Source organism: Mycobacterium sp. UNC410CL29Cvi84, from assembly GCF_000686745.1.
Classification (GTDB): Bacteria; Actinomycetota; Actinomycetes; order Mycobacteriales; family Mycobacteriaceae; genus Mycobacterium; species Mycobacterium mucogenicum_B.
Map to the genome: position 1 here is coordinate 11,197 of NZ_JMLM01000011.1, position 11,661 is coordinate 22,857.

At 66.3% G+C, this 11,661-nt stretch carries 11 protein-coding genes; 7 read left to right on the forward strand and 4 right to left on the reverse strand.

The window, feature by feature from the left end; translation table 11 throughout:
• The first annotated feature begins 2 nt into the window (after positions 1-2).
• Genes BR47_RS0116305 through BR47_RS0116315 form a run of 3 tightly spaced genes read left to right on the forward strand, consistent with a single transcriptional unit; the run spans position 3 to position 3,777 of the window.
• Complete coding sequence (locus BR47_RS0116305; protein WP_029120169.1) at positions 3-449, forward strand: MmpS family transport accessory protein; 447 nt, start codon at positions 3-5, stop codon at positions 447-449.
• Complete coding sequence (locus BR47_RS30745) at positions 446-3,355, forward strand: MMPL/RND family transporter (RefSeq protein ID WP_036427489.1); 2,910 nt, start codon at positions 446-448, stop codon at positions 3,353-3,355. The genes BR47_RS0116305 and BR47_RS30745 overlap by 4 nt, the downstream gene beginning before the upstream one ends.
• Positions 3,352-3,777 (forward strand): hypothetical protein, encoded by a 426-nt coding sequence (locus BR47_RS0116315; RefSeq protein ID WP_020102833.1) that lies wholly within the window; start codon positions 3,352-3,354, stop codon positions 3,775-3,777. Before BR47_RS30745 ends, BR47_RS0116315 begins: the two co-directional genes overlap by 4 nt.
• Here BR47_RS0116315 and BR47_RS0116320 read toward each other — a convergent pair whose 3' ends face one another.
• Both BR47_RS0116320 and BR47_RS0116325 read right to left on the reverse strand, forming a co-directional pair.
• Positions 3,778-4,551, reverse strand: coding sequence for an enoyl-CoA hydratase/isomerase family protein (locus BR47_RS0116320; protein WP_029120170.1), 774 nt, complete (start codon positions 4,549-4,551; stop codon positions 3,778-3,780).
• Positions 4,552-4,561: 10 nt separating this feature from the next.
• On the reverse strand, positions 4,562-5,242 hold the full coding sequence (locus BR47_RS0116325; RefSeq protein ID WP_020102835.1) for a TetR family transcriptional regulator: 681 nt from the start codon (positions 5,240-5,242) through the stop codon (positions 4,562-4,564).
• Positions 5,243-5,387: 145 nt separating this feature from the next.
• On the opposite strand from BR47_RS0116325, the gene BR47_RS0116330 reads away from it, so the two are divergent.
• A complete protein-coding gene (locus BR47_RS0116330; protein WP_029120171.1) occupies positions 5,388-6,440 on the forward strand; it encodes a ferredoxin reductase in 1,053 nt (350 codons plus the stop codon).
• 38 nt (positions 6,441-6,478) lie between these two features.
• Entirely contained in the window at positions 6,479-7,624 is a 1,146-nt protein-coding gene (locus BR47_RS30750) for a fatty acid desaturase family protein (protein ID WP_051634846.1), read from the forward strand.
• Here BR47_RS30750 and nei2 read toward each other — a convergent pair.
• Positions 7,526-8,326, reverse strand: a complete 801-nt coding sequence (gene nei2 / locus BR47_RS0116340; RefSeq protein ID WP_029120172.1) for an endonuclease VIII Nei2 — start codon at positions 8,324-8,326, stop codon at positions 7,526-7,528. The genes BR47_RS30750 and nei2 overlap by 99 nt on opposite strands.
• Entirely contained in the window at positions 8,326-9,297 is a 972-nt protein-coding gene (locus BR47_RS0116345) for an NAD(P)H-dependent flavin oxidoreductase (RefSeq protein ID WP_029120173.1), read from the reverse strand. The genes nei2 and BR47_RS0116345 overlap by 1 nt, the downstream gene beginning before the upstream one ends.
• A 100-nt stretch (positions 9,298-9,397) precedes the next feature.
• On the opposite strand from BR47_RS0116345, the gene BR47_RS0116350 reads away from it, so the two are divergent.
• Both BR47_RS0116350 and BR47_RS0116360 read left to right on the forward strand, forming a co-directional pair.
• On the forward strand, positions 9,398-10,336 hold the full coding sequence (locus BR47_RS0116350; RefSeq protein ID WP_029120174.1) for a MerR family transcriptional regulator: 939 nt from the start codon (positions 9,398-9,400) through the stop codon (positions 10,334-10,336).
• Between the two features lie 85 nt (positions 10,337-10,421).
• On the forward strand, positions 10,422-11,660 hold the full coding sequence (locus BR47_RS0116360) for a thiolase family protein (protein ID WP_029120175.1): 1,239 nt from the start codon (positions 10,422-10,424) through the stop codon (positions 11,658-11,660).
• Position 11,661 lies beyond the last annotated feature (1 nt).

Sequence of the window (11,661 nt, forward strand, 5' to 3'; positions counted from 1 at the left end):
GGATGCAGCAGGTTTCGATCAGACGCCGACTCGGCCAGCACTGGATGTATGTGGTGGCCGTGGTGGTGGTCGTGGTCGCCGGGTTTGCGGTGTACCGACTGCACGGCATCTTCGCCTCGCATGACGTCACCTCGACCCCGAGTGGTGCGGTGAACGACATCGTGCCGTTCAACCCCAAGCACGTGGTGATGGAGGTCTACGGGCCGCCGGGCACCGTCGCCACCGTCACCTACCTGGACGTCAATGCCCAACCGCAGCGCGCCGACGCCGTCACGTTGCCGTGGACCTACGACACGACGACCACGCAGCCCGCGGTGTTCGTCAACCTCCAGGCCCAAGGCGACAGCAACTCGATCGGCTGCCGCATCACCATCGATGACGCCGTCAAGGACGAGAGAACGGTCAACACCGTGCACGCCTTCACCTACTGTCTGGACAAGTCGGGATGAGCGCCAACCGCGTGCCCGACTTCATCAGGCGATACTCGGTGCTGATCGCCTTCTTCTGGCTGGCGTTGGCCGTCGTCACGAATGTCTTTGTGCCGCAATTGGAGACGGTCGCCGAGTCGCACAACGTGTCGCTGAGTCCGACGGACGCGCCGTCGCTGCAGGCGGCGAAGCAGATCGGCAAGGTTTTCCAGGAGTTCAACTCCGACAGTTCGGCCATGATCGTTCTGGAGGGCGACAAGCCGTTGGGGGCGGACGCGCACCACTACTACGACGGCCTGATCGAGAAGCTCACCGCCGACACCAAGCACGTCCAGCACGTGCAGAACTTCTGGGGTGACCCGCTGACGGCGGCCGGTTCGCAGAGCGCCGACGGCAAGGCCGCGTTGGTGCAGGTGTATCTCGCCGGCAATCAGGGTGAGTCGCTGGCCAACGAGTCCGTCGACTCCGTCCGCAAGATCATCGAATCCACCCCGCCGCCAGCGGGTTTGAAGGTGTATCTCACCGGTGCCGCGCCCCTGATCACCGACCAGTTCGAGGTGGGCCGGCACGGCACGCTGAAGACCACCCTGATCACCATCGGCGTCATCATGGTGATGCTGTTCTCGCTGTACCGCCGGATCACGACGGTGATCGTGGTGATCTTCACCGTGATGATGGAGCTGACGGCCTCTCGTGGCGTCGTCGCGTCGCTGGCCAACGCCGGCATCATCGAGCTGTCGACGTACTCGACAAACCTGTTGACGCTCTTGGTCATTGCCGCGGGTACCGATTACGCGATATTCCTCCTCGGCCGCTTCCATGAGGCCCGGTATGCGGGGCAGGACCGGGTCGAGGCGTACCACACCATGTATCACGGGACGTCACACATCATCCTGGGATCGGGCCTGACGATCGCCGGCGCGGTGTTCTGCCTGACGTTCACCCGGCTGCCGTACTTCGAGAGCCTCGGAATCCCCGCCGGCACAGGCGTTCTCGTCGCCGTGGTCGCCGCGTTGACGCTCGCGCCCGCGCTGTTGTGCATCGGCCGGCACTTCGGTCTCTTCGAACCCGTGCGCCAGCTGCAGACGCAGGGCTGGCGGCGCATCGGTACGGCCATCGTGCGCTGGCCCGGTCCCATCCTGGCGGTCACCGTCGCGGTGGCCCTCATCGGCCTGATCGCCCTGCCCGGCTACAAGACGAGTTACGACACCCGCCCGTACATGCCGGCCGACGCGCCCGCCAACATCGGCTACGCCGCCGCCGAACGGCACTTCTCCCAGGCCCGGCTCAATCCCGAACTGCTCATGATCGAAGCCGACCACGATCTGCGGAACTCCACCGACATGATCCTGCTCGAGCGCGTCGCGAAAGCCGTCTTCCACACCGACGGCATCGCGCAGGTGCAGTCGATCACCCGGCCGCTGGGGACGCCGCTGGACCACTCGTCGATACCGTTCCTGATCAGCGCCGGGAACGCCGGCCAGATCAACAACCTGCCCTTCCAGCAGGCACGTAGCGCCGACCTGCTCAAGCAGGTCGAGGTGATCAACAATTCGATCGACATTCTGCGGCAGCAGTACGCGCTGCAACAGCAGTCGAGCGGTATCACCCACGAGCAGGCCACGGCGTTTCAGCAGACGGTCGCCACCGCCCAGGATCTGCGTGACAAGATCGCCAACTTCGACGACTTCTTCCGCCCGCTGCGCAACTACTTCTACTGGGAACCGCACTGCTACGACATCCCGGTCTGCGCTGCCCTGCGGTCCATATTCGACGCGCTCGACGGCATCGACGACCTGACCGATCAGCTGAACGACGTCGCGGGGAGCATCGCCAAACTCGATGCGCTGCAGCCGAAGCTGCTCGCGTTGATCCCGCCGCAGATCGCCAGCCAGCAGACCAACCGCGAACTGACGATGACCAATTACGCCACGAACAAAGGGCTCAACGACCAGGCTGCCGCATCGCTGCAGAACGCCACCGCACTGGGCCAGGCGTACGACGCGTCGAAGACCGACGACTCCTTCTATCTACCGCCGGAGGCGTTCACCAACCCCGAGTTCCAGCGCGGTATGAAGCTGTTCATGTCGCCCGACGGCAAGGCCGCCCGCATGATCATCACGCACGACGGCGATCCCGCGACGCCGGAAGGCATTTCGCACATCGCCGCCATCAGGCATGCCGCGCAGCAGGCCGTCAAGGGGACGCCGTTGGGCGGCTCGAAGGTCTATCTCGCCGGAACCGCGGCCACCTACAAGGACATTCAGGACGGCGCCAAATACGACCTCATGATCGCCGGTATCGCCGCGCTGAGTCTGATCCTGCTGGTGATGATGTTCATCACCCGCAGCATCGTCGCCGCCGTCATCATCGTCGGTACCGTGGCGCTGTCGCTGGGCGCGTCGTTCGGACTCTCCGTGCTGATCTGGCAGGACATCTTCGGCATCGAGCTGTACTGGATCGTGTTGGCGCTGGCCGTCATTCTGCTGTTGGCCGTGGGGTCGGACTACAACCTGCTGCTGGTCTCGCGGTTCAAGGAGGAGATCCACGCCGGCATCAACACCGGCATCATCCGCGCGATGGCGGGGTCCGGCGCGGTGGTGACCTCGGCCGGGCTGGTGTTCGCCGCGACCATGGCGTCGTTCGTGTTCGCGGACCTTCGAGTGCTCGGCCAGATCGGCACGACGATCGCCCTCGGGCTGCTGTTCGACACGTTGATCGTGCGCTCGTTCATGACACCGGCCATCGCGGCGCTGCTCGGCCGGTGGTTCTGGTGGCCGCTCAAGGTACGGCCACGCCCCGCCAGCCAGATGCTGCAGCCCTACGGATCCCGCTCGGCCGTGCGCCAACTGCTGTTGTGGGAAGACGGCGATCCGGCGGTCACGGGATCGGGTGCAGGTGCGCGACGGCACGGGGGAGACGCATGACGGGCATCGAACTGTGGGGCGGCCTGACCATCCTCGCCGGGCTGATGGCACTGATCTGTCTCGCGTGTGTCTTCGTGTACATCCGCGGGCTGGAGCGGCGGCCACCCGCCGCACTGGGTGAACAGGTGGGCGCCCACAAAGCCGTACTGGCCAAAGTGCGCGAGGGCCAACCGATGTCGCAGGACGAGATCGACTACGCGAAGGAACTGGTGTCCGACGCCGGCTCACCGCTCGCCTACGCGATTCCCGCGCTGCTGTTCACGATGGGCTTCTTCTATGTGGTCGGCTGCATGTATGAACTGCAGGTCCACGGCGGCCATCCGTCATTCCGCACTTTCGTCGGCGGCATCCCGATGCTGACTTCGATGAACATCTTCGGCCAGCTGCACCGGGTGGCACGATTGAAGAAGCGCGTGCCCTAGCTACTGGGGGCCGAAAGCCTTTGCTGCCAAATCGATGTGGGCCGAGGCGGCGAGAATCTGGCTGCGGTTCTCGACGTGCAGTGCGGCCTGCAGGCTGGGGGCCTCGAGGTTGGCCCACAGCACCTGCTTGGTCGACTCGACACCGAATTTCCCGTAGCTGCACAGGGTTTCGGCGATGGCCAGGGCGTCAGCGACGACGTCGTCGTCCGACAGTCGCGAGACCAGGCCCAGGCGCAGTGCCTCGTCGGCCTCGACCGTCCGGGCCGTGAGAATCAGATCGAATGCCTGCCCGGCGCCGACGATCCGGGGGAGGGTGTAGCTCACCCCGATGTCGCAGCCGCCGATGCCCAGCTTGATGAACTGGGTGCAGAACCGTGCGCCGGGCCCCGCGATCCGGAGGTCGGCGGCCAGCGCGACGGCGAAACCGCCGCCGTATGCCGGCCCGTTGACCGCGGCGATCACCGGCTGGCGCAGATTCTGGATACGGGTGGTCAGCTCGGCGATACGTTCCTGCCAGCGCATGCCCGAGCGCGGAAATTCCAGTCCGCCACCGGCTTCCGGGGGGTTGGGGTCGGAAAGGTCCAGGCCGGAACAGAATCCGCGGCCGGCGCCGGTGAGCACGACGACACGGCACTCGTTGTTCCGGTGGATCTCCTCGAGCGTGCTGTGCAGGGCCTCGACGAGTTCGAAATTCAGCGCGTTGAGTTTTTCCGGCCGGTTCAGCGTGAGGACGGCGATATCAGGGCGTGGATAGGCGAGCGACAGCGTTGTCATGCGCCTGACGTTAGCCGCTGTGCCACCCGGCCACGCCGACGGCGATCATGCGCAGCTGCTTGCGCGCGGTCCGCTTGACGTCGTCCAGTGCCTTGGCGTCGTTGGCGTCGTCGATGGATTCGGCGGTGGTCATCATCGTGTTGACGAACAGCCCGGCCACGATGTTCAGGTCCTCGGCGCTCCAGGTGGTGAGCCCGGGCAGCCGGCCCAGGTCGATCGCGAGCTCTGAGGTGATCAACCGGATTTCCGTGCGGATCGCATAGCGCAGCGCGGTGACACCGCTGTTGCGTTCACGGCTGATGAAGCGCCAGTGCTCGGGGCGTTCGGCGACGCTGTTGAACAGGATGTCGACCGAGGACTCGATGATGCGTTTGGGGTCGAGTTGGCCGGCGCGGCCACCACGGAGCATTTCCCGCAGGGCGCGGAACGACTCGTCGATCAGGACCAGGCCGAGGGCGTCCATGGTTTCGAAGTGCCGATAGAAGGCCGCCGGCACGATGCCGGCCTCGCGGGTGACCTCACGCAGGCTGAGCGCGCTGAAACTGTCCTCGTCGAGCAGCTTGAGTGCGGCCGCGATGATGGCGCGGCGGGTGGCTTCCTTGCGCTCTTCGCGAGAGAGGTTGTCCTGGACGCGAGAGCTTGATGAGCGGCTGGACCTCCGGTCGCGTGAACCAGGGGTACGACTGTTCACCGAACAAAGTTTACACAGCACACCGAAACCGCAGATGGATACAAATGTGTATGAGTTATGAGTACGGGTGTTCACCGTGTGATCCGAGCAACAACCTGCACTTTAAGTCTTGACGCGAACGGTTGGAGTCGGTCACTGTGTACACATGTTCACCGAAACTTTGAGCCGCCGAGTACGGCGCTCCGCCCTGGTTGGCATCCTCACCGGCCCGCATGGCGTGGACCGGTACACCGAGGTTTTCGACCGCACCTGGACTGTCAACGATGCCCGCGCCAAGGTGGTCGCGGTTCGTCGGCAGACGCCGCGCAGTGTCACCCTGACCCTGCAGCCCAACGACGCCTGGCAGGGCTTCAAAGCCGGCCAGCACATCAACCTGACCGTCGAGATCGACGGCCGTCGCCGCACCCGCTGCTACTCGCCGGCCAACTCCGAGGGCAGCCCGGTCATCGAGCTGACCGTCGGCCTGCACGACGGCGGCCTGGTCTCCACCCACCTGTTCGAGCACGCCGAGCCCGGCATGGTCGTCCACCTCGACTCCGTCGGCGGTGACTTCGTCCTGCCCGAGCAGCGCCCGCGCCGCATCCTGCTGGTCTCGGGCGGCAGCGGCATCACCCCGGTGCTGTCCATGCTGCGCACGCTGCGGGAGGAGAACTTCGAAGGCGAGGTCGCGTTCCTCCACTACGCCCGCAACCCCGAAGAGGCCGCGTACGCCACCGAGCTGGCGGCAACACCCGGCGTGAAGGTGCTGCACAGCTACACCCGGTCCAACCGCGGTGACCTCAGCGGCCACTTCGGCCCGGATCACCTGGCCGCCGCCATGCCCAACCCCGATGCCGTGTTCGTCTGCGGCCCGCCGGCCTTGGTCGACGCGGTCAAGGACCTGCTGCCGGGCGCGCAGTCCGAGAGCTTCGTGCCCCCGGTCATCGCCGTCCCGACCGACGCCTCCGGCGGCAACGTCGCCTTCACCGGGAGCAAGGTCGACGTCGTCGATGACGGCCGCTCGATCCTCGAGCAGGCCGAGGCCGCCGGCCTGAACCCGACCAGCGGCTGCCGGATGGGCATCTGCCACACCTGCACCCGCAAGAAGATCAGCGGCCCCGTGAAGAACCTGATCACCGGCGCCGTCTCGACCGCGCCCGACGAAAACATCGAAATCTGCGTGACCGCCCCGTGCGGCGACGTCCAGATCGACCTCTAGACCACCCCACCAGCCCACACACTCAAAGGAGACGAACCATGGCTCAACGTCCCGCCCCCATGACCCCCGAGCAGTTCGACGAATTCGGCCGCGCGCTCGACGCCATCCGCGAACGCCACCTCGCCGACCTCGGAGACCGCGACTCCGACTACATCCGCAACATCATCGCCATGCAGCGCAAGCTGGAGGTCGGTGGCCGTGCCCTGCTGTTCCTGCCGCCCGCCTGGCCCGTCGGCACCGTGATGCTCGGTCTGTCGAAAATCCTGGACAACATGGAGATCGGCCACAACGTCATGCACGGCCAGTACGACTGGATGGGTGACCCGGCGCTGCGCGGCCAGAACTTCGAATGGGATTCGGCCTGCCCGTCCAACCAGTGGCGGCACTCGCACAACTACATGCACCACACCTACACCAACATCGTCGACATGGACCGCGACATCGGCTACGGCATCCTGCGGATGAGCGAGGACCAGAAGTGGAGTCCGTACTACCTGGGCAACCCGGTCTACGCCTTCCTGCTGATGGTGTTCTTCCAGTACGGCGTGGCGCTGCACGAGCTGGAGACCGAGCGCATCCGCAGCGGTGAAATCCGCCTGCGGGACAAGAAGGACATGCTGCGTGAGATGTGGGCGAAGGTCCGCAAGCAGACCGTCAAGGACTACGTGGCGTTCCCGCTGCTGGCCGGACCGTTCCTGCCGTTCGTGTTCGCCGGCAACATGACCGCCAACCTGATGCGCAACGTGTGGTCGTACGTGATCATCTTCTGCGGTCACTTCCCCGAGGGCACGCACGAGTTCACCATCGAGGAGACCAAGAGCGAGACCCGCGGTCAGTGGTACTACCGCCAGCTGCTGGGTTCGGCGAACCTGTCGGGCGGCAAGTGGTTCCACATCTTCAGCGGCAACCTGTCGTTCCAGATCGAGCACCACCTGTTCCCCGACATCCCGGCACACCGTTACGCGGAAATCTCGCCCGAGGTCAAGGCACTGTGCGAGAAGTACGACCTGCCCTACAACAGCGGTCCGATCCACAAGCAGTTCTTCTCGGTGGTCAAGAAGATCTGCCGCCTGGCCCTCCCGGACTCATGGCTGACAAAGCGGGCACCAGAAGGTGATCCGGTCAGTGAGGTTGTTGAGGTCGCCGACGACGTCGAGGTTCTGGTGCCGGTTCCGGTCGCCTGATTCGATCAGCGTCCCGCACCTGCGACACGCCTGCCCGGCCCGGCCGTACACCCAGAGTTGACGGCCGGGTCGGGTATCGCCCGTTGTCGTGCGGTTCCATCGGTTTCTGTTCAACCACAACATGTCCCGGGCCCGCTGCGCCAGCCGCAGCGGGTCTTTCACTGTGCTGACCGGGGCGGTCGGGCGGCGGCCGACGATGAAGCACAGCTCATTGGCGTAGACGTTGCCGACGCCCGCGAGGTTGCGTTGGTCGAGTAGCGCTTCATGCAGCGCCCTGTCCGGGTCCTGGGTGAGGTTCTGGGCTGCCCGGTGTGGATCCCAGTCCGGGCCGAGAAGATCCGGGCCGAGGTGTTTGACGGGTTCCTCGTCGTGGTCCCGTTTGAGGACTTCCAGGGTGCCGAGTTCTGAACCCACCGCTTGGATGTCCTTGGTTTCCAGGATGATTCTCGTCTTGTGGTCGGGCCGGCGGGGCCTGGTGCTGACCTGCCACTTGCCCTCCATCTTGAGATGCGAATGGATGCTGGCCTCGGCGGTGCGGATGAACAGGTGCTTGCCGCGGCTGATGACGTCCTCGACCGTCTGGCCGGTGAGGTCGACGGTGGCGAACTTCGGCACGCGAATGTCGCAGCGCGTCAGCGTCTTTCCCTGCAGCGCCTCGCGGAGGATCGCTGCGGTGTGAAAAACCGTGTCGCCTTCGGGCATCAGCGGATGTAGGCGTGGGCTCGGGTCAGCGCGCGTTCGGCATCGTGCGCGATCTTCTGGACCAGGGGAGCGGCCAGCTCCAGCTCGTCGATGAGGTCGAGGGCCTCACCGGCCCAGATCGGCACGTAATCCATGTCCAGCTCGGCGACCTTGGTGCGGAACTCCTGCTGTGCCTTGGGATCCGCGTCGAGCTCGGCGTCGCGGTCCTGCCACTCGTCGGTGAAGACGCTGCGCACGGTACGCGCCGGATACTCGGCCGGCCAACGCGTTTCGGCAGGGCGCGCGGCGATGTCGATGGCGCGGCCGCTGGTGGTGTCCGCCGCCTTCGCTTTCAGCATGACCTTGGACTCGGCGGCGCTGAGCAGGGACTCGTGGGTGGCCTCGAATCGGGTGCCGATCATGGCGCCCGCGGCGCCGAGGGTCAGCGCAGCCGCCAGGCCGCGGCCGTCTGCTATCCCACCGGCGGCAAGAACCGGGATGCCGTGCGCGAGGTCGACGACCGCAGGCACGAACGGCAGCGTCGACCGGCCGCCGTGGTGGCCCCCGGCCTCCCGGCCCTGCGCGACCAGTACCTGGACTCCGGCGTCGAGCGCCTGCTTGGCCTCATCGAGGCTGTGCACCTGGGACAGCAGCGGGATGCCGGCGTCGTGGATGGCCTTGGCGAACGGGGCGGGGTCGCCGAACGACAAGATGATGGCGGCGGGCTGCTGCGCGATCACCCAGTCGATGATCTCCTGGTTCACCGCCCAGGTGAGTAGGCCGACGCCCCAGGGCTTTTCGGTGCCCTGCTTGGCCTGCTGGCATTCAGCGGCGAGCATCGTGAGGTCACCGCGGCCGCCGCCGATCAGGCCCAGCCCGCCACCTTCCGATACCGCGGCTGCCAGCCGGCCACCGGATACGTCGCCCATCGGGGCCAGGACGATCGGGTGGTCGATGCCGAACAGTTCCGTCAGCGGGGTGTGCAGGGGCATGGCTTCACTCTAGGAGCCCGGCATGAATGGGTCCGGCGGCCGCGGAAGTTGACCTTGCCCCCGGCGGCAATGTTTACCCTCTGGGCTGAGGACATTGACCATGCAGATTTCTGAGCTGGCCCGGCTGACGGGCGCGTCGACCAAGGCCGTGCGGTACTACGAGGACCTCGGCCTCCTGGTGCCGTCGCGTCTGCCCAATGGCTACCGGGATTACACCGAAGAGGACGTGCAGATCGTCAGCGAGGTGCGTGCGCTCGCCGCGGTCGGCATCGCCCCATCGAAGGCCGGGCCGTTCATCGACTGCCTTCGTCATGGCCACGAACACAGCGACGAGTGCCCCGAGTCGCTTGTGGCGTATCGGGACAGCATCGCGGTCCTCGACGAGACCATCGCGTCGCTGACACAGCGGCGGCAGGACCTCGCGGCGCGGCTCGACGCCGCCGCGTGCCGAGCATTCGACAAGAAGGACGAACCGTTGACAGATTTCACGACGCTCCCCGCCGGCCTGCCCGTTCCCGAAAACGACGGTGCGGCTGATCATCTGGCCGGGCTGCCGGTCCCGGACATCACGCTGAGGTCGAGCGGCGGTGGTGACGTCCAGCTGCGTCAGCTGCCGGCGGGGCGGACGATTCTGTACCTGTATCCACTGACCGGCCGTCCCGGTGCCGACCTCCCCGCGGGTTGGGACGCGATTCCCGGGGCCCGGGGCTGTTCCACCGAGGCGTGCGACTTCCGCGACCATTTCACCGAGCTGAAAGCCGCTGGGGCGAGCCAGGTCTGGGGACTGTCCAGCCAGGACGTCGACTACCAGGCCGAAGTGGTGCGGCGGCTGCGGTTGCCGTTCCACATGTTGTCGGACGAGACGTTCGCGCTGGCCGACGCGCTGCAGCTCCCGACCTTCGCCGCCGACAAGCATCCTCGGCTCTACACCCGCCTCACGCTGGTGATCCGGGACAGCCGGATCGAGCACGTCTTCTATCCGATTTTCCCGCCGAACACCCACGCGCAGCAGGTGCTCGACTGGCTGCGCCGAGCGTGAACCCGATCGTCGACTTTCTCGAGATCCGCGCGATCACGTTCGCGTTCGACGTACGCTCGGCTCGACATCGAGCGGGAGACGGTTGATGACAGAAGCATTTGTGCTTGGTGGTGTCCGCACTCCATTTGCGCGGTACGGCAGTTCGCTGTCGCACATCCGCACCGACGACCTCCTCGGCATGACGATGAAGGGCGCGTGCGAACGCGTCGGCGTCGAGCTCGGAGCCATCGAGGATGTCGTCGCCGGCTGTGTGAATCCGGCGCACGAGGGGATGGGTGACGTCGCCCGCTGGGCGGCGCTCGCCGCGGGCTTCCCGGACACCGTGGCCGGGACGACGATCAACCGGTTCTGCGGGTCGTCGCTGAGCGCCACGATCAACGTCGCCCACGCAATCCGGGCCGGCGATCTGGGCGTGGGGATGGCCTGCGGCGTCGAGTCGATGTCGCGATCGGGCTGGGCCTACATGAAAGGCGACGCGCCGTTCGCGCCGCGGGGGCCGGTCATTCTGCTCGACACCATGTGGGCCGGTGCCGGTGGCCCACCCAACCCCGCGCTGCTGGCGCGCAACGCGTACATCAGCATGATCGAGACCGCGCAGAAGGTCGCCGATCGCTACGGTCTGACGCGCGAGGAGATCGACGCCTTCGCGCTGCGCACGCAGCGAAACGCCAAGGCGGCCCGCGATTCCGGGCGCCTGGCCAAGGAGATCATGCCGGTCGAGATCGCCGCGACGAAGAAGTCGCCGGCGCGGCTTTTCGAGCACGACGAGTTCATCCGCGACGAGACCACGGCCGAGCAGCTGGCGGCGCTGCGCCCGCAGCCGGGTACCACGCAGATGACGGCGGCCAACTCGACGCCGCTCACCGATGGCGCCAGCGCGCTGGTGCTGGCGTCGGGGGAGCGCGCGGCGGAACTCGGCGTCGAGCCCTTGGCGCGGGTGGTCTCCTCGGCGGTGTACGGGATCGACCCGCTGTTCATGGGGCTCGCGCCGGCGTGGGCGCTGCCCCTGGCCATCAAACGTGCCGGGCTGAGGCCCGAACAGATCGATGTCTGGGAGGTCCACGAAGCGTTCAGCGCGCAAGCCCTCGGGGTGTTGCGAGAGCTGCCGAATCAGCTCGGCGGGTTCGTCGTGCCCGACGAGAAGCTCACTCCCAATGGCGGTGCCGTGGCGATCGGTCACCCGTTCGGCGCCACCGGGGCCCGGTACGTCCTGACCCTGGCCACCGAACTGCGCGAGCGCAACGCGCGCTACGGGGCCATCGGCGTCTGCGTCGGATCAGGTCAGGGCGTTGCGATTGTGATCGAAAACCCTTCTGCTGCCTGAG